17 protein-coding genes are annotated in these 16,919 nt (G+C 65.2%); 6 read left to right on the top strand and 11 right to left on the bottom strand.

Translation table 11 applies throughout. From position 1 onward, the window contains the following. The first annotated feature begins 127 nt into the window (after positions 1 to 127). Positions 128 to 1,777 (top strand): DNA repair helicase XPB, encoded by a 1,650-nt coding sequence (locus AC5Y2L_RS19825; RefSeq protein WP_499937263.1) that lies wholly within the window; start codon positions 128 to 130, stop codon positions 1,775 to 1,777. A gap of 67 nt (positions 1,778 to 1,844) precedes the next feature. On the opposite strand, the gene AC5Y2L_RS19820 is transcribed toward AC5Y2L_RS19825, so the two are convergent. Both AC5Y2L_RS19820 and AC5Y2L_RS19815 read right to left on the bottom strand, forming a co-directional pair. Next, entirely contained in the window at positions 1,845 to 2,990 is a 1,146-nt protein-coding gene (locus AC5Y2L_RS19820; RefSeq protein ID WP_499937265.1) for a thiolase family protein, read from the bottom strand. 100 nt (positions 2,991 to 3,090) lie between these two features. Next, complete coding sequence (locus AC5Y2L_RS19815) at positions 3,091 to 3,504, bottom strand: Zn-ribbon domain-containing OB-fold protein (RefSeq protein WP_499937266.1); 414 nt, start codon at positions 3,502 to 3,504, stop codon at positions 3,091 to 3,093. A 146-nt stretch (positions 3,505 to 3,650) separates the two neighbouring features. On the opposite strand from AC5Y2L_RS19815, the gene AC5Y2L_RS19810 reads away from it, so the two are divergent. After that, the gene (locus tag AC5Y2L_RS19810) at positions 3,651 to 3,944 is read left to right on the top strand and encodes a putative quinol monooxygenase (RefSeq protein ID WP_499937268.1); all 294 of its coding nucleotides are present in this window, start codon (positions 3,651 to 3,653) and stop codon (positions 3,942 to 3,944) included. On the opposite strand, the gene AC5Y2L_RS19805 is transcribed toward AC5Y2L_RS19810, so the two are convergent. Next, on the bottom strand, positions 3,941 to 4,924 hold the full coding sequence (locus tag AC5Y2L_RS19805) for an LLM class F420-dependent oxidoreductase (protein ID WP_499937269.1): 984 nt from the start codon (positions 4,922 to 4,924) through the stop codon (positions 3,941 to 3,943). The two genes, AC5Y2L_RS19810 and AC5Y2L_RS19805, sit on opposite strands and share 4 nt — an antisense overlap. A gap of 97 nt (positions 4,925 to 5,021) precedes the next feature. Here AC5Y2L_RS19805 and AC5Y2L_RS19800 point away from each other — a divergent pair, with 97 nt between their 5' ends. Together AC5Y2L_RS19800 and AC5Y2L_RS19795 are read left to right on the top strand one after the other, a co-directional pair. After that, complete coding sequence (locus AC5Y2L_RS19800) at positions 5,022 to 6,224, top strand: FAD-dependent monooxygenase (protein ID WP_499937270.1); 1,203 nt, start codon at positions 5,022 to 5,024, stop codon at positions 6,222 to 6,224. Between the two features lie 49 nt (positions 6,225 to 6,273). Beyond that, positions 6,274 to 6,873 (top strand): class I SAM-dependent methyltransferase, encoded by a 600-nt coding sequence (locus AC5Y2L_RS19795; protein ID WP_499937272.1) that lies wholly within the window; start codon positions 6,274 to 6,276, stop codon positions 6,871 to 6,873. Between the two features lie 65 nt (positions 6,874 to 6,938). Here the strand turns inward: AC5Y2L_RS19795 and AC5Y2L_RS19790 are convergent, their stop codons facing one another. Further along, entirely contained in the window at positions 6,939 to 9,083 is a 2,145-nt protein-coding gene (locus AC5Y2L_RS19790) for a 3-hydroxyacyl-CoA dehydrogenase NAD-binding domain-containing protein (protein ID WP_499937273.1), read from the bottom strand. A gap of 4 nt (positions 9,084 to 9,087) precedes the next feature. Further along, a complete protein-coding gene (locus AC5Y2L_RS19785; RefSeq protein ID WP_499937275.1) occupies positions 9,088 to 10,299 on the bottom strand; it encodes an acetyl-CoA C-acetyltransferase in 1,212 nt (403 codons plus the stop codon). A gap of 220 nt (positions 10,300 to 10,519) precedes the next feature. Here AC5Y2L_RS19785 and AC5Y2L_RS19780 point away from each other — a divergent pair, with 220 nt between their 5' ends. Further along, positions 10,520 to 11,704: a pyridoxal phosphate-dependent aminotransferase gene (locus tag AC5Y2L_RS19780; protein ID WP_499937277.1), complete on the top strand. Its 1,185-nt coding sequence runs from the start codon at positions 10,520 to 10,522 to the stop codon at positions 11,702 to 11,704. On the opposite strand, the gene AC5Y2L_RS19775 is transcribed toward AC5Y2L_RS19780, so the two are convergent. From AC5Y2L_RS19775 to AC5Y2L_RS19760, 4 genes are read right to left on the bottom strand one after another with little or no spacing between them, the layout of a single operon-like run. Continuing rightward, entirely contained in the window at positions 11,688 to 12,125 is a 438-nt protein-coding gene (locus tag AC5Y2L_RS19775; RefSeq protein WP_499937279.1) for an SRPBCC family protein, read from the bottom strand. The genes AC5Y2L_RS19780 and AC5Y2L_RS19775 overlap by 17 nt on opposite strands. Positions 12,126 to 12,168: 43 nt before the next feature. After that, the gene (locus tag AC5Y2L_RS19770) at positions 12,169 to 12,627 is read right to left on the bottom strand and encodes an SRPBCC family protein (RefSeq protein WP_499937281.1); all 459 of its coding nucleotides are present in this window, start codon (positions 12,625 to 12,627) and stop codon (positions 12,169 to 12,171) included. A 49-nt stretch (positions 12,628 to 12,676) separates the two neighbouring features. Beyond that, complete coding sequence (locus AC5Y2L_RS19765) at positions 12,677 to 13,756, bottom strand: CaiB/BaiF CoA transferase family protein (RefSeq protein ID WP_499937283.1); 1,080 nt, start codon at positions 13,754 to 13,756, stop codon at positions 12,677 to 12,679. 4 nt (positions 13,757 to 13,760) lie between these two features. Further along, entirely contained in the window at positions 13,761 to 14,204 is a 444-nt protein-coding gene (locus AC5Y2L_RS19760) for an SRPBCC family protein (RefSeq protein WP_499937285.1), read from the bottom strand. A 56-nt stretch (positions 14,205 to 14,260) separates the two neighbouring features. On the opposite strand from AC5Y2L_RS19760, the gene AC5Y2L_RS19755 reads away from it, so the two are divergent. Next, positions 14,261 to 15,952 carry an alpha-keto acid decarboxylase family protein gene (locus AC5Y2L_RS19755; protein WP_499937286.1) on the top strand — a complete coding sequence of 564 codons (1,692 nt, stop codon included), beginning with the start codon at positions 14,261 to 14,263 and terminating at the stop codon, positions 15,950 to 15,952. 91 nt (positions 15,953 to 16,043) lie between these two features. Here the strand turns inward: AC5Y2L_RS19755 and AC5Y2L_RS19750 are convergent, their stop codons facing one another. Both AC5Y2L_RS19750 and AC5Y2L_RS19745 read right to left on the bottom strand, forming a co-directional pair. Further along, complete coding sequence (locus tag AC5Y2L_RS19750; RefSeq protein ID WP_499937490.1) at positions 16,044 to 16,244, bottom strand: (2Fe-2S)-binding protein; 201 nt, start codon at positions 16,242 to 16,244, stop codon at positions 16,044 to 16,046. 5 nt (positions 16,245 to 16,249) lie between these two features. Next, on the bottom strand, positions 16,250 to 16,885 hold the full coding sequence (locus AC5Y2L_RS19745; protein WP_499937288.1) for a fatty-acid--CoA ligase: 636 nt from the start codon (positions 16,883 to 16,885) through the stop codon (positions 16,250 to 16,252). Positions 16,886 to 16,919: the final 34 nt, after the last annotated feature.

The raw sequence follows: 16,919 nt of genomic DNA, 5'->3' as shown, positions 1-16,919 counted from the left end.
CTTATTCGCGCCGGCGATGAACGACAAAGAGGGGTGGCGCCATTGCGCGCCGACGACGATGCAGTGGGGGCACCCCCAGCCGCGCAGCGGCGAGGGGGACGGAGCGCATGAGGAGGAGTGGCGCTAAATGAGCGACGGGCCGTTGATCGTGCAGTCCGACAAGACGGTACTGCTGGAGGTCGATCATGAGCTGGCCGGCGCGGCACGCGCTGCCATCGCGCCGTTCGCCGAGCTGGAACGCGCCCCCGAACACGTCCACACCTACCGCATCACGCCGCTGGCACTGTGGAACGCCCGTGCCGCCGGCCACGACGCCGAGCAGGTCGTCGACGCATTGGTCAGTTTCTCCCGCTACGCGGTGCCTCAGCCGTTGCTGGTCGACATCGTCGACACCATGGCGCGTTACGGCCGCCTGCAGCTGGTCAAGAATCCGGCGCACGGCCTGACGCTGGTCAGTTTCGATCGCGCGGTGCTCGAGGAAGTGTTGCGCAACAAGAAGATCGCACCGATGCTCGGCGCCCGAATCGACGACGACACGGTCGTGGTGCACCCCAGCGAACGCGGCCGAGTCAAACAGATGCTGCTCAAAATCGGCTGGCCTGCAGAGGATCTCGCCGGCTATGTCGACGGTGAGGCGCATCCGATCAGCCTGCATGAACAGGGCTGGAAGCTGCGCGACTACCAACAGCTGGCCGCGGATTCCTTCTGGGCGGGCGGCTCGGGGGTGGTGGTGCTGCCGTGCGGCGCCGGCAAGACGCTGGTTGGGGCGGCCGCGATGGCGAAAGCACAAGCAACCACGCTGATTCTGGTCACCAATATCGTGGCCGCTCGACAATGGAAGCGTGAGCTGGTAGCACGAACGTCGTTGACCGAGGACGAGATCGGCGAGTACTCCGGCGAGCGCAAGGAGATTCGGCCCGTCACCATCTCGACCTACCAGATGATCACCCGTCGCACCAAGGGCGAATACCGGCATCTGGAGCTGTTCGACAGCCGCGACTGGGGCCTGATCATCTACGACGAGGTGCATCTGCTGCCCGCACCGGTGTTCCGGATGACCGCCGACCTGCAATCCAAACGGCGGCTGGGGCTGACGGCCACGCTGATCCGCGAAGACGGCCGCGAGGGTGACGTGTTCTCTCTGATCGGTCCGAAGCGCTACGACGCACCGTGGAAAGACATTGAGGCGCAAGGTTGGATCGCACCGGCGGAGTGCGTGGAAGTCCGGGTCACGATGACCGACAACGAGCGGATGATGTATGCCACCGCCGAGCCCGAGGAGCGCTATCGGCTCTGCTCTACGGTGCATACGAAAATCGCGGTGGTCAAGTCGATCCTGGAGAACCACCCCGGCGAGCAGACCCTGGTGATCGGCGCCTATTTGGATCAGCTCGATGAGCTGGGCGCCGAGCTGGACGCTCCGGTGATCCAGGGTTCGACGAGAACGCGTGAACGCGAAGCACTTTTCGACGCCTTCCGCCGCGGCGAGGTGACCAGACTGGTGGTGTCCAAGGTGGCGAATTTCTCTATCGACCTACCGGAAGCCGCAGTGGCGGTACAGGTTTCGGGAACATTCGGGTCGCGCCAAGAGGAGGCTCAACGGCTGGGCCGGCTGCTGCGGCCCAAGGCCGGCGGCGGGGGCGCCGTCTTCTACTCCGTGGTGGCCCGGGACAGTTTGGATGCCGAGTACGCTGCGCACCGGCAGCGGTTCTTGGCCGAGCAAGGTTACGGCTACATCATCCGCGACGCCGACGACCTTTTGGGCCCGGCCATCTAGGGCGAGCAGACGCAAAATCCCCCGACACACCGTGTTTGCGGGGGTTTTTGCGTCTGCTCGCGCCAACCTACAGCGACAAGATCGTCGCCGACGCCGTGCCCGGTGCGCCGTAGACCTGCGCCAGACCGACGCGCGGGTTACCGGGTACCTGTCGTTCGCCGGCCTCACCGCGCAGCTGCCGCACCAGCTCGTGCACCTGCCGCAGCCCGGATGCACCGATCGGCTCACCGTTGGCGATCAGGCCGCCGTCGGTGTTGATCGGCAATTCGCCGCCGATCTCGGTGGCGCCGTCGGCTACCAGCTTCTCCTGCTCGCCGTCGGCGCACAGACCGGTCTCGGCCATGTGGATGACCTCGGCGCCGGCATCGGTGTCCTGTAGTTGGGCGATGTCGACGTCCTCGGGCCCGATGCCTGCAGCCTCGTAAGCGGCCTTGGCCGCATAGACCGTCGGCGAAGCGTCCTCGTCCAGCGGAGCGAACGTCGCGTGCACTTCGTACGCCCCAAAACGTCGGGTACGAATCTCGCTGGCGCGCACATAAACCGGCTTATCGGTGAACTTGTGCGCCATGTCGGCGCGGCACATGACGACCGCGGCGGCACCCTCGTCGGGCGCACAGAACATGTACTGCGTCAGCGGGTAGTTCAGCACCGTCGAGTTGAGGATCTCCTCCTCCGGAAGTGCCTTGCGGCGGAAGGCATTCGGGTTCAGTGAGCCGTTGCGGTAATTCTTGGCGGCGACCTTGGCCAGGGTCGCCTGCGAAATGTTGTGGTCGTGAATGTACTTGTTGGCCTTCATTCCGAAGAACTTGGTGGTGACGAACTGCCCGTTCTGGGCATACCACTGCGGCAGCGCCAACTTGGCGGGATCGTCGGTAAACGCACCGCGCGGGTGCTTGTCGAGACCGATAGCGATGCCGATGTCGTATTTGCCCAACCGAATGGTGTCGGCGGTCTGCTGAATGGCGCTGGCGGCGGTGGCGCAGGCGTTGAACACATTGGTGAAGGTGATGCCGGTCAAACCGACCAGGCGAGTCACCGCGTCGGGGTTGGACACCTCATGGCTGCCGCCGAAGCCGAACTGGATGTCCTTCCACTGCACGCCGGCGTCGGTCAACGCTGACTGAATGGCCTCGGCACCCATCTGCATGGCGGTCTTCTCGAACCTGCCGAAGGGATGCAGGCCGACGCCGATGATGGCCACGTCGTTACTCATCGCAGAATTCCTTTGCATAGATGATGGCGACCCGCTTCGCCCGGCATGGATAGATGATGGCGACCCGCTTCGCCCGGCTTCGCCGCGCTCGCGATCGCCATCAGACCGGCCGGAAAGCGTAAGTGAGGATCTCGTTGCCGTCGCTGTCGGTGGTCAACGGCACCATGGTGAGCTCGACTTCCTGGCCGAATTGCAGTTTGGCCGGATCGTTCTCGGTGAGCCGGCCCTCGACCCGGATCACGTCCCCTAGTTGGATCAGGCCGATGCCGAACGGCACGAAGTCCTTTCCGGTGGGACCGGCATACGGCGGTCCGGGCGGGAAACCCTGGGTCGTCCAAGCGACGACGGTCCCCCGACGCGGCAACAGCACCTCGCTCATCTGCCCGATGCTGCAACGCGGACACCACTGCTGCACTGGGAAAGCGGTGGCACCGCAGGCGCCGCAGCGACTGCCGATCAGTTGGGGATTCTCGTCGGGCCAGGTCGAGATTTCGGGGGCGAGTGCCTTCTGCATCGAGCGATCCTCCAGCGATCCGTCACAGCCGCCAACACAACGGGCTCCCCAAAAGGTACAACAGCATTCCATAAAAGTGGAAATCTCGTTCTCCTACGATGTCCCCGGTGCTAGTTTGGCCTCCGAACACGATTTGAGGAGAGCCCATGCCGGTCACGGTGATGCTGGAACTCAGGCTGAAGCCCGACGCGGTGCCCGCCGCGCGTGATCTCATGCGCCGGACGCTCCAAGACACCCGGGCATTCGACGGCAACTTGCGCACCGACGTACTGGTCGACGACGACGACGAGGCGCACTGGCTTATCTATGAGCTCTGGGAGACCGTCGAGCATGACGAGGCCTATCGTGCGTTTCGCGCCGGCGAAGGCCGGGTGACCGAGCTTCCCCCGCTACTTGCGGCGCCTCCGGTCAAGACGCGGTATACCGCCAGCGATATCTAACTCAGCGCGGGAATCACTTCCCGTTCGAACAGTTCGATGCCCGAGCGGTCGTAGGCGGCTTCGGGGAAGTAACAGATCGCATACTCACACCCGAGGTCGCGGATCTTGGCCAGCCGCTCGATCACCTGCTCCGGCGTGCCCGTTGTCGAGTCTGGAACACCCGAGACCATCGAATCTGCCACCGCCTCAGGCACATACCCGGCCAGACGGTCACGCACCCGCTTCAGGCGGTCCCGCACCTCGGCCTCGGTCGAACCGACGACGGCGGTGAAGTTGGCCGAGCGCACGATCGCATCGAAGTCGGTGCCCAGCTTGCTGCAGTGCTGCGCCAGCACCTCCGACTTGTGCGCGAATGCATCGGGCTCCGGCGTGAAGTTCGTGTACTGCGCATACTTGGCGGCGATGCGCAGGGTCACCTTCTCCCCGCCGCCCGCAATCCACAACGGAATCCCATTAGCCTGCAACGGCTTTGGCGCAACGATCGCACCGTCGGCCTGGTAGTGCTGGCCCTTGAACGTCACTTTGCCGTCGCGCCAGGCCTCCCGCATGATCTGCACACCTTCGTCCAGCCGGCCCAACCGGACACCGGCGGCTGGGAAGCCGTAACCGTAAGCGCGCCATTCGTGTTCGTACCAACCGCCGCCGATACCCATCTGGATGCGGCCCCCGGAGATGATGTCCGACGTCGCCGCCACCTTCGCCAGGTAGGCGGGATTGCGGTAGCTCATCGCCGTGCACATCTGGCCCAGCTTGATGCGCGACGTGCTCGCCGCGTAGGCCGCCATCAACGACCATGCCTCATGCGTGGCTTCGTCGCTGGGCAGCGGCACGGTGTGGAAGTGGTCATAGACCCACAAAGAGTCCCAGGCGCCGCTGTCGGCATAGGTCGCCAGGTCACGCATCACCGCCCAGTGCCGCTCGGGTTCGATGCCGACCAGATCCATTCGCCAACCCTGCGGAATGAAGAGACCGAAGCGCATGGCGCTAAATCTAACCCGAGCACCGACGCTCCTGGAATGGAGTCCACGCGCCCGGGCCGCTGCGTTCTATGCTGACCGAAAGCGCCAGGAGGCCGTCATGCGGATTCTGATCTCGGGGGCCAGCATCTCCGGCCCTGTCCTGGCGTACTGGCTCAGCCGCTACGGCTTCGACGTCACCATCGTCGAGCGCGCACCGGCATTGCGGAAGACCGGCGGCCACGCGGTCGACCTGTTCCGGCCGGCGATGGAGATCTCGGAAAAGATGGGTGTGCTGTCGAGAATCGAGGCGCTGGCCACCGGGACCGACACCGGGCGAATTTACCGCGAGGGCGCGCGGCGGCCGGTCCGCGTCGATATCACCAAGGGCGTCGGCGCCGTATCGGACCGTCACGTGGAGATCATGCGGGATGACCTGAGCGAGGTGTACTACGAAGCCGGCCGCGACCACGTCGAGTATCTCTTCGCAGATTCAATCGTGGACATCTCCCCCGACGGAGAGGTGACCTTCGAGCAGGCGGCGCCCCGCAGGTACGACGTCGTTGTTGGTGCCGACGGGCTGCACTCGAACGTCCGGCGCCTGGTCTTCGGCGAGGATGCCGGACAAACGCAATTTCTCGGCGGATACCTGGCGGTCCTATCCGCGCCGAAAACCCTTGCGCGCGAGAAGGAAATGGTCGTCCACCTCGGTGCCGGCCGTCTCGCCGGAATCTACACCGCGCAACCGCTGGACGATGCACGGGTACTGTTCATGTTCCGCAGCAAGGAAGAACTCCAGTATCACTACCGAGATGCCGTGCGGCAGAAGGAGTTATTGCGCTCAGCGTTCGCGGGAATGCACACCATGGTGGACGACTGGCTCGCCGAGCTCGACAGCACGCCGTCGTTCTATTTCGACTCGATCACCCAGTTGCAGTTGGACACCTGGTCGCGCGGACGGGTCACGCTGGTCGGCGATGCCGGTTACTGCCCCGGACCCGCCGTCGGCGGCAGCACGAGCATCGCGGTGCTCGGCGCCTACATACTTGCCGGCGAACTGGCCCAGTCCGCCGCGGACTATACGCGCGCATTCTCCGCCTACGAGCAGCAGATGGGCGATGCGGTGCGCCGCAGCCGCGCCTTTGCTCGCGGCGTGGCCAAGAGCCTCGTTCCGAACTCCCCAGCCGGCGTGTGGGCACTGACCCGCGGCGCCCAACTCATTTCACTGCTGCCCGCCCGACTGACCCGGGTGGCGGCGAAGCTGAACACCAAGGGTGTGCGGCTCTACGACTCCATGCAGTTCAAGGAGTACTCACCCAATTGAGCGCGGGTCGACCTTTTGCGTCTGCTCGCGCTCCGAATACGGTTGGGGTATGGCCTCCAAGCACACACTCTTCCGGATCTTTTACCGAATCGGCTTCACCCCGTGGGACGGTCACCCGATCGCCCAGACCCTGCGGAACTTGGTCGAGGGAACCGATCACACAGCTCCGCTGCCCGCGGGATCGGCCGTCGACATCGGATGCGGCACCGGCGACTCGTCGATTTACCTTGCGCGACACGGCTGGAAAGTCACCGGCGTTGATTTTGTGCCGAAGGCGCTGGACAAGGCCCGCGCCAAGGCAGCGGCCGCTGGCGTCTCCGTCGACTTCGCCCACGCGGACGCCACGCAGCTGAGTCAGGCCGGGATCGGTTCGGGCTTCCAGCTGATCGTCGACAACGGCTGCCTGCACAACATGGCCGACAACGATCGCGACGCGTACGTCCGTGAGGTCAGCGCCGTCGCCGCGCCGGAAGCCAGGCTGTTGATCGTCGCGTTTCTCCCCGGCGGCAGGTTCGGTGTGCGGGGAATCGAACCCGCCGAGATGGAACGACGATTCGCCTCCGGTTGGACGCTGCTGTCTTCCGGCGAGGAGCGAGAACTCGACCGCGAGAAGACGCCTGCGCGGCACTACCTCTTTCAGCGCGCCTAGCCCGGTGAGCAGACGCAAAATCCCCCGACACACCGTGCGTGCGGGGGATTTTGCGTCTGTTCGCGCTAACTCAGCGACTTGGGCGGGAGGAAGCGGTCGCCGTACTTTTCGGCCAGCTCGCGCGCCCGCGCCACGAAGGCCTCCTTGCCCGTACCGGCCGGACCCTGGTAGCCCACGATGAACTGCGCGCTACCACCGGTCCACGGCGGAAACCCGATGCCCATGATCGAGCCGATGTTCGCATCGGCCGTCGACGTCAGCACGCCCTCGTCAAGGCACTTTTGGGTTTCCAGCGCCTCGGCGAACAGCATCCGGTCGATCATGTCCTGCAGCGGCGGCTCGGACGACCCGGACTTGAACGTCTCCCGCAGCCCCGGCCACAACCCGGAACGCTTGCCGTCGGGGTACTCGTAGAAGCCGGCGCCCTTCAGACGACCCGAGCGCCCGAGCTCAATCATCTTCTCCACCACGGCTTCTGCCGGATGCGGCTCATAGGTACCGCCGGCGTCTTCGACACCCTTGCGGGTGGCCACCGCGATCTTGTGCATGAGCTCCAGGTTGAGCTCGTCGGACAGCTGCAACGGCGGCGCCGGGTAACCGGCCTGCGAGCCGGCCTGCTCAATGCTGGCCGGCTCCACACCCTCGCCCAGCATCGCCAGCGCCTCGTTGACGAAGGTGCCGATGACCCGCGAGGTGAAGAAACCGCGACTGTCGTTGACCACGATCGGCGTTTTGCCGATGGCCAGCGTGTAGTCGAACACCCGGGCCAGGGCTTCGTCAGACGTCTTCTCGCCCTTGATGATTTCCACCAACGGCATCTTGTCGACCGGCGAGAAGAAGTGGATCCCGATGAAATCCTCCTGCCGCTTGACACCGGTCGCCAGGCCGGTGATCGGCAGCGTGGAGGTGTTGGACCCCAGGATTGCGTTGGGCTCGACGATGTCTTCGATCTCCTGGAACACCTTGTGCTTGAGTTCCTGGTTCTCGAAGACGGCTTCGATCACGAAGTCGACGCCCTTCAAATCGGCGGGCTCGGCGGTCGGATGAATTCGCGCCAACAACGCGTCGCTCTTCTCCTGCGTGGTGCGACCCCGCTCGAGGGCCTTGGCCTCCAGCTTCTCGGAATAGCCCTTGCCCTTCTCCGCGGCCTCCAGGCTTACATCCTTGAGGACCACGTCGTAGCCGGCCTTCGCCGACACGTAGGCGATGCCGGCGCCCATCATGCCCGCACCCAGCACACCGATCTTGTTGATCTTGACCGGTTCGATCCCGTCGGGCCGCGAACCACCGTTGTTGATGGCCTGCAGGTCGAAGAAAAACGCCTGGATCATGTTCTTGGCGACCTGGCCGGTGACCAATGACGTGAAGTAACGACTCTCGATGCGGCTGGCGGTGTCGAAGTCGACCTGCGCGCCCTCCACCGCGGCAGCCAGGATCGCCTTCGGCGCCGGCATCGGCGCACCCTTGATCTGCTTGCGCAGCAACGCCGGGAAGGACGGCAGGATGGACGCCAGTGCCGGCGACGACGGAGTGCCGCCGGGCATCTTGTAACCCTTTTTGTCCCAAGGCTGTTCGTGCGCGTCGGGGTTGGCCTTGATCCACGCCTTGGCGGCGGGGACCAGCTCTTCGACCGTCGGCAGCACCTCGTCGATCAGGCCGAGCTCCTTGGCCTTGGCCGGCTTGAAGCGGGTGCCCTGCGACAGCACGCTGACAAAGGCGTTCTGAATTCCCAGCATTCGCACCGTGCGCGTGACACCGCCGGCACCGGGCAGCAGACCCAACGTGGCCTCCGGGAAGCCGAACTGCGCGCCCTTGACGTCGGCCGCGATGCGGTGATGGCACGCCAACGCGATTTCCAGGCCGCCGCCCAGCGCAGCGCCGTTGAGCGCCGCAACCACCGGCTTGCCCAGGGTCTCCAGCGTGCGCAGCTGCTTCTTGACCGTCTCGACCAAATCGAAGGCTTCACCGGCGTTTTCCGGCCCGATCTGGATCATGCTCTTCACGTCGCCACCGGCGAAGAACGTCTTCTTCGCGCTGGTGATCACCACACCGGTGATCGAATCCTTCTCGGCGACAAGGCGATCCACCGCCTTGCCCATGGACTCGATGTAGGCCTCGTTCATGACGTTGGCCGAACCCGACGGGTCGTCCAGAGTCAGGGTGACGATGCCGTCGGCATCCTTGTCCCACTGGATTGTGTTGTCGACCATGTACTTAAACCCTCTCGATGATCGTCGCGACACCCATGCCGCCGCCAATACACAAAGTCACCAAGGCGCGCCGGGCATTACGGCGCTCCAGCTCGTCGACCATGGTGCCGAGAATCATTGCGCCCGTTGCTCCGAGCGGGTGGCCCATGGCGATGGCGCCGCCGTTGACGTTGAGCTTCTCGTCGGGAATGTTCAGGTCCTTCTGGAACTTCAGCACCACCGACGCGAAGGCCTCGTTGAGCTCGAACAGATCGATGTCGTCGACGGTCAGGCCGGCCCGGTCGAGCACCTTGCGGGTGGCCGGCGTGGGGCCGGTGAGCATGATCACCGGATCGGCGCCGCTGGTGGCGGTGGCCACGATGCGGGCACGCGGGGTCAGCCCCTGCGACTTGCCGGCTGCCTCGTTGCCGATCATCACCAGGGCTGCTCCGTCGACGATGCCCGAGCTGTTGCCGCCGGTGTGCACGTGGTTGATCTTCTCGACCCAGTGGTACTTCTGCAGCGCGACGTCGTCGAACCCGCCCATCGCGGCCAGGCCCTCGAAGGCCGGCTTCAGCTTGGCCAGGCCCTCCATGGTGGTGTCGGGCCGCATGTGCTCGTCGTGGTCGAGGATCAGCAGGCCGTTCTGGTCGCGGACCGGCACCACGGACTTGGCGAAGTAGCCGCCCGACCACGCCTCGGCGGCCTTCTCCTGGCTGCGCAGCGCGTAGGCGTCGACGTCCTCGCGGGAGAAACCTTCGATGGTGGCGATCAGGTCTGCCCCGATGCCCTGCGGGACGAACATGACGTCGTAGTTGGTGGCCGGGTCCAGCCCCATCGCGCCGCCGTCGGATCCCATCGGCACCCGGCTCATCGATTCCACGCCGCCGGCCAGCACCAGGTCATCCCAACCGGAGCGGACCTTCTGGGCGGCCGTGTTGACGGCCTCGAGGCCCGACGCACAGAACCGGTTGAGTTGCACACCGCCGGACGTCACCGGCATGCCCGACGCCAGCACCGCGGCACGGGCGATGTCGCCGCCCTGGTCACCGACGGGGGAGACGCAACCCAGGATGACGTCGCTGATGAGGTTCTCGTCGAGGTCGGGATTGCGCTTGCGCAGCTCCTCGATCAGGCCGACGACCAGGCTCAACGGCTTGACTTCGTGCAGCGAGCCGTTCTTTTGCTTGCCACGCGGCGTACGGATGGCCTCGTAAATGAAGGCTTCTTCGGACATGGGGGCTTCCTATTCACAACAGGGATTTCAGATCCGTCTTTAGACAAGGTCCAGTACTGGCACCCTAACAGCAGCGTCGGCCAACCTGTTGGTTGGGCGGGTTTTGGCCGGTCAGCGCCCCGGTCCGGTCCCACGAATGTGCGGCGGGCCGCACATTCGCCACCGACCGTGCAGCTGCCCGCACGCTCGATGGGGCCAACGGCGCTTAAGCTCGACGACCATGACGGTGTCGCGGCTGCGGCCCTACGCCACCACGGTGTTCGCCGAGATGTCAGCGCTGGCCGCCCGCATCGGCGCGGTGAACCTCGGACAGGGCTTTCCCGACGAGGACGGGCCGCCGGAGATGCTCAAGGCCGCCCAAGACGCCATCGCCGGCGGCGTCAACCAGTACCCACCTGGCCTCGGCATCCTGCCACTGCGCGAGGCGATCGCCGCCCAGCGCCAACGGCACTTCGGCATCGACTACGACCCGGAGGCCGAGGTGCTCGTGACGGTCGGCGCCACCGAAGCCATCGCCTCAGCGGTCCTCGGGCTCGTCGAACCCGGCTCAGACGTTCTGCTCATCGAGCCGTTCTACGACTCCTACTCGCCGGTGGTGGCGATGGCCGGCGCCCGGAGAGTGCCCGTGCCGCTGGTCCCCGACGGTCGCGGCTTCGCTCTGGATACCGACGCCCTACGGCGCGCGCTCACACCGCGGACCCGTGCGCTGATCGTCAACTCCCCGCACAACCCGACCGGCGCGGTGTACAGCGCCACCGAGCTGGCCGCGATCGCCGAAATCGCTGTAGCCGCAGACCTTTTGGTGATCACCGACGAGGTATACGAGCACCTGGTGTTCGACCATGCCGAACACCTACCGCTGGCCGGTTTCGACGGGATGGCCGAACGAACCGTCACCATCTCCAGTGCGGCCAAGATGTTCAACTGTACCGGCTGGAAGATCGGATGGGCTTGCGGCCCAAGGCAACTCATCGCCGGAGTGCGCGCGGCCAAGCAATATCTGAGCTACGTCGGCGGCGCTCCGCTGCAGCCCGCGGTGGCGTTGGCGCTGAATACCCAGGATGCCTGGGTGACGGCACTGAGAACCCGGCTGCAGGCCAGACGCGATCGACTGGCGGCGGGCCTGGCCGACATCGGCTTCGCGGTCCACGACAGCTACGGCACCTATTTTCTGTGCGCCGACCCGCGCCCGCTGGGCTATACCGACAGCACCACATTCTGCGCAGCCTTACCGCAGAAAGTCGGGGTGGCCGCCATCCCGATGTCGGCGTTCTGCGATCCGGATGCGGCCTACGCCGACATCTGGAATCACCTGGTACGCTTCACCTTTTGCAAAACCGATGACACTCTCGACGAGGCGATCCGGCGCCTGGGCAAGCTCCGCAACGCTACTTGCGGTTCATGACGAAGTCGCGCAGCCCCTCGGTGGCCGCGCTCAACACCTTCTTACGCGCTCGTTTCACCAGAAACTCCGGCAACGGCGCCGACGGCTCCAGGGTGATCTCGAACCGCACCCGCGTGCGGTCCTCGCCCTCGAGGTGCATGGTGTACTCGACGTGCTGGCCGTGCTGGTGCACGGTCCGCTGCGCGTCCCACACCATCCAGTCGGGCCCCCAATGGAATTCGAGCACTTGCTGATCGACGATGCCGATCACCTTGACCGTGACTTTGGCGTGGTACGGGCGCCCGTCGGGATAGGTGTCGATGACCTCGGCGCGCTTGTGCACCGACGACCACACCGGAACCGAGCCGATATCGGCGAGCGCGTCCAGGATCACTTCCGGCGGCGCATCAATGATGATCTCTCGCGACGCTTGTACTGCCACTAGTCCAAAATTAGCAATCCGACCGCTGCAAAAGACACGACGATCAGTCCTCGCTGTTTTGGACGGCCTCTTTGTTCGCGACCCACTTTCGCAGGCCCTCGGTCGCGGCGTCCAGCACAACCTTGGTCGCACGCTTGACGATGAAACCCGGAATCGGCCCCGACGGATCTACCGTGATATCGAATCGCACCCGGCTCTTGTCCACCCCCTCGGGCCGGACCTGGTACTCGATGTGTTGACCACGCTGCTGGAACGTCGCTTCGACGTCGTACACCACCCAGTCGGGACCCCAGTGGTATTCCAGTATTTCGTTGTCCACCAGCCCCATGATTTTGACGGTGGCCTTCACGTGATGCGGCTTGCCGTCCGGATAGCGGTCGAGCACCTCCACCCGCTTGTGCAGTGGCGACCATTCCGACAAGACATCGACTTCGCCCAACGCCTGCATGATCACTTCCGGCGGCGCGTCAATCACAATTTCCCGCGATGCTTGTACAGCCACTGATGCCAAACTAGCACCACTGGTGCACTTATTTAGTGCAATTACTTGGTTACCAGTCGATTTCAGCGAGCGGCGTGGTGGTGGCCGGTGGTGGCCCGACCGGTCCGGCCGGTGTCCGGGAAAATCGGGGCGCGGGTGCGGCCTGGACTACACCGTGGGCGGTGATCACCGTGGACCGCGCCTTCAAATGCTCGTTGTCGCCGGCTTCGCTCCAGGTCAACACCGGCGTGACGCACGCGTCGGTGCCGGCGAAGATCTGCGTCCACTCCTCGCGGGTACGACTGGCGAATCGTTGGGCGAACAGATCGTGCATCCGGGGATAGGACCCGATGTCCAGCTGGCTGGGCACCTCGTCGGGCGTCAGGCCGAGTCCGGCCAGCAACGCCGCGAAGAATTGCGGCTCGATGGCGCCGACGGCCATGTACTTGCCGTCGGAGGTTTCGTAGCAGCGGTAGAAGGGAGCGCCGCCGTCGAGCAGAAACGACTCGCGCTCGTCGCGCAGCGCCCCGGTGGACTTCATGGTCCACATCATCTGGGCGAGCACACTGACCCCGTCGACCATCGCCGCGTCGACGACCTGGCCTTTGCCCGACCGTTCGCGCTCGTACAGCGCGGCAACGATGCCCAGCAGCACCAGCATCGAGCCGCCGCCGAAGTCGGCGACGAGATTCAACGGCGGCATGGGCGGCCGGTCGCGGTAGCCCAGCGCCGACAGCGCCCCCGTCTGCGACAGGTAATTGATGTCGTGACCCGCGGTCGGGGCCAGCGGTCCGTCCTGTCCCCACCCGGTGATGCGCGCAAAGATCAGTCGCGGGTTGACCGCCGCGCAGTCCTGAGGCCCGATGCCCAGGCGTTCGCACGTTCCGGGCCGGAAACAGTCGAGCAACACGTCGGCCTTGGCGGCCAGCTCTAGCAGCGTCTGCGGCTGCGTCTTGACGTCCAGGTCGACGATCCGCTTCCCGCGATGCAGCAGGTCGCGATCCTCGGACGGCATCTGCAGCCCGCCGGGCCGGCGCACCCGCACCACGTCGGCCCCGAGGTCGGCGAGCACCATGCCCGCGTGTGGCCCGGGTCCGATTCCGCCGAGTTCGATCACCCGGACGCCGGCCAGCGGCCCCGCGTCAACCATGCGGCTACTTACCCTTCTTCACCTTCAACACCCGGTCGCGCAACCCTTTGGTCGCCGAATCGATCGACCCCTTGACGGCGCGCTTGAGCACGAAGCCGGGCAGCGGAACGTTCGGGTCGACGGTGATCTCCATCTTGACCAGGGTGCCGTCGTCTTGGGGGACGAGGGTGTACTTGCCGTCCTGCGACTTCTGCTGTGCTGAACTGACCAGGGTCCAGGTCACCTCGTTGCCGCTCCAGGTGTAGGCCACCACTTGCTCGTCGGTGATACCCGCCGTCCTGACCTTCATCTTGACTTTGCTGGGCCGGCCGTCGGCTCCGGTCTCGAGAATCTCGGCGCTTTGATGGGGCTCGGACCACTCCGGCATCGCTTCGAAGTCGGCGATGACGTCCAAGATCTCCTCGGGACTGGCTTCGATGACGATGTCGCGGGATTCTTTGATTGCCATGCCCGCACCATAGCGAAACGGCGTCCCGACGGGCACGGTTTCGACGGCGTACCGTCGTGCTCGTGACTGATCCGACCAGCGACGCCGACTACACCGTCGGCGATTATCTTCTGGACCGCCTGGCCGAACTCGGCGTCTCGGAAATCTTCGGTGTGCCCGGCGACTACAACCTGCGATTCCTCGACCACATCGTCGCGCACCCGGCCATTCGCTGGGTGGGAAGCACCAACGAGCTCAACGCCGGCTATGCCGCCGACGGGTATGGACGCCTGCGCGGAATGTCAGCTGTGGTAACGACATTCGGCGTGGGCGAGCTTTCCCTGGCCAATGCGATTGCCGGAAGCTACGCCGAACACGTGCCGGTGGTGCACATCGTCGGCGGCCCGTCCAAGGACGCCCAGGGTACCCGTCGGGCACTGCACCACTCGCTCGGCGACGGCGACTTCGAGCACTTCTTCCGGATCAGCCGCGAAATAACCTGCGCCCAAACGAATCTCATGCCGGCAACGGCGTGCCGAGAAATCGACCGGGTCCTGATCGAGGTACGCGAGCAGAAGCGGCCCGGATACATCCTGATGTCCACCGACGTGGCACGCTTCCCCACCGAACCACCCAGCGCAGCGCTGCCGCATCCAACCGGGGGCACCAGTCCGCGCGCGCTGTCGCTGTTCACCGAGGCCGCCGCAAAATTGATCGGCGACCACCAGTTGACGGTGCTCGCCGACTTGCTGGTGCATCGGTTGCAGGCGGTCGACGAGCTGGAGGCGCTGCTGGCAGCCGACGTGGTCCCGCACGCCACGCTGATGTGGGGCAAAAGCCTGCTCGACGAGAGCTCGCCCAACTTTCTGGGAATCTACGCCGGAGCGGCCAGCCATGAACGGGTGCGCACGGCAATCGAGGAGGCGCCGGTGCTGGTGACGGCCGGGGTGGTGTTCACCGACATGGTCAGCGGCTTCTTCAGTCAGCGAATTGACCCCGGCCGCACGATCGACATCGGGCAGTACCAGAGCAGCGTGGCCGACGAGGTGTTCGCACCGCTGGAAATGGATGCGGCGCTGCGCGCGCTGACCACGATCCTGAAGGGGCGCAACGTCACCTCTCCCCCAGTTGCCGCGCCGCCCGCGCCTCCGCCCACGCCCACACCGGCGCGCGATGAGCCGCTTACCCAGCAGATGGTGTGGGATCGGCTTTGCTATGCGCTCACCCCTGGCAATGTGGTGCTGGCAGATCAGGGGACTTCGTTCTACGGCATGGCCGACCACCGGTTGCCGCAAGGCGTCACCTTCATCGGTCAACCCTTGTGGGGCTCAATCGGTTACACGCTGCCCGCCGCGGTCGGGGCCGCGGTGGCGCATCCGGAGCGCAGGACGGTGTTGCTGATCGGCGACGGGGCCGCGCAGCTGACCGTGCAAGAGCTGAGCACCTTCTTCCGCGAAGGCTTGAGTCCGGTGATCGTCGTGGTCAACAATGACGGCTACACGGTCGAGCGGGCGATCCACGGAAAGACGGCCCCCTACAACGACATTGCCAATTGGAACTGGACCGAGATCCCCGAGGCCCTAGGGATTGCCAAGCACTTGGCATTTCGGGCGGAGAACTATGGCGAACTCGACGACGCGCTCAGCGCCGCCGCCCAGCATCGGGACCGCATGGTGCTGGTCGAGGTGGTCCTGCCACGGCTCGAAATCCCGCCGCTGTTAGCGCAACTCGTGGGACCCATGTCGCCGCCGCCCGGACGTGGACATTAGCTCGCGCGCCCTGCGCCCTGAGCACGGCGGCCGCCCGGTAGACCACCTCGACGCCGAGATCGACTGGCGTGACGCCTCGCATTTTTCCGCGCTACCGTCGATCTCGATGCAACCATGCTTCGGTTTTGCCCGCGCTCGCCGAGGTGATCATCGCGCGGACTGTGCGCCGGCATCGCCCACAGTCGGCGCCCGCCCCGCACGCTTGCGCGACGGCCTTTGTCGTCGATGCCCCCGCGGCGACGGCCTCGCTCACCATCTGACTGGTGATTCCGTTACACAGGCACACCCACATCAAACTCACTCCGGCTGGATGCGCATCATGTCGAAGAACCGGCCGACGAACAACGGCGGGTAGGCGCCCACGCCTGCGCCGGTCATCCATTGCGCCGCGGCGTCGGGATGCTCTATCCACTCCCGTGCGCTGTCCTCGTCGGGAAACTCCTGCAGGATGAAGACCTCGTCGTGGTCGTCGAAGGCCTGGAAAATCCACGTCTTTCGGATGCCGGCCGCGACAAACCGGTCCATCGCCGAATGCACCCCTGCGATCAGCGTCCCGACGTTGTCGACGGACGCCATAGCGGCCACCACGACTCCCGGCGCTGCCGGCGCCGAAGGTTTCGGCTGCGGCCCGGCAACGATCTTGTCGACGATCGCCCCGGCGAAGACCGCGGGAATGTCGTCGACGCCGACGGCATCGAACCAATCGAAGAAGACCCGCGAGCGCAGCAGCTCAACGATCGGCTCAGGGGTGTGCACCCCGATCATCACCAGCACCCGGCCGTAGTCATGCGTTGAGGTGTAGACCATTACGTAGTGCGCGCCGATGTCGGCCAGGGCGGATTTGTTGTTCTGCAGCAGCGGCCACACTCGGCTCGGGTCCGGCACACGGTAGTCCGATGCGATCACCATCGACTGAATGATGCCGGTGCTCAATGCAGTTGACCCTTCACCCGTTTCGGGTCACTCT

It is taken from the genome of Mycobacterium sp. NGS66 (assembly GCF_059812225.1).
This window is presented reverse-complemented; position numbering and strand designations above follow the sequence as displayed.

Excerpts from the sequence above, each read along its gene's own strand:
- AC5Y2L_RS19825 (WP_499937263.1), top strand. The coding sequence starts at position 128 with ATGAGCGACGGGCCGTTGATCGTGCAGTCCGACAAGACGGTACTGCTG.
- AC5Y2L_RS19820 (WP_499937265.1), bottom strand. The coding sequence starts at position 2,990 with ATGAGTAACGACGTGGCCATCATCGGCGTCGGCCTGCATCCCTTCGGC.
- AC5Y2L_RS19815 (WP_499937266.1), bottom strand. The coding sequence starts at position 3,504 with ATGCAGAAGGCACTCGCCCCCGAAATCTCGACCTGGCCCGACGAGAAT.
- AC5Y2L_RS19810 (WP_499937268.1), top strand. The coding sequence starts at position 3,651 with ATGCCGGTCACGGTGATGCTGGAACTCAGGCTGAAGCCCGACGCGGTG.
- AC5Y2L_RS19805 (WP_499937269.1), bottom strand. The coding sequence starts at position 4,924 with ATGCGCTTCGGTCTCTTCATTCCGCAGGGTTGGCGAATGGATCTGGTC.
- AC5Y2L_RS19800 (WP_499937270.1), top strand. The coding sequence starts at position 5,022 with ATGCGGATTCTGATCTCGGGGGCCAGCATCTCCGGCCCTGTCCTGGCG.
- AC5Y2L_RS19795 (WP_499937272.1), top strand. The coding sequence starts at position 6,274 with ATGGCCTCCAAGCACACACTCTTCCGGATCTTTTACCGAATCGGCTTC.
- AC5Y2L_RS19790 (WP_499937273.1), bottom strand. The coding sequence starts at position 9,083 with ATGGTCGACAACACAATCCAGTGGGACAAGGATGCCGACGGCATCGTC.
- AC5Y2L_RS19785 (WP_499937275.1), bottom strand. The coding sequence starts at position 10,299 with ATGTCCGAAGAAGCCTTCATTTACGAGGCCATCCGTACGCCGCGTGGC.
- AC5Y2L_RS19780 (WP_499937277.1), top strand. The coding sequence starts at position 10,520 with ATGACGGTGTCGCGGCTGCGGCCCTACGCCACCACGGTGTTCGCCGAG.
- AC5Y2L_RS19765 (WP_499937283.1), bottom strand. The coding sequence starts at position 13,756 with ATGGTTGACGCGGGGCCGCTGGCCGGCGTCCGGGTGATCGAACTCGGC.
- AC5Y2L_RS19760 (WP_499937285.1), bottom strand. The coding sequence starts at position 14,204 with ATGGCAATCAAAGAATCCCGCGACATCGTCATCGAAGCCAGTCCCGAG.
- AC5Y2L_RS19750 (WP_499937490.1), bottom strand. The coding sequence starts at position 16,244 with ATGTGGGTGTGCCTGTGTAACGGAATCACCAGTCAGATGGTGAGCGAG.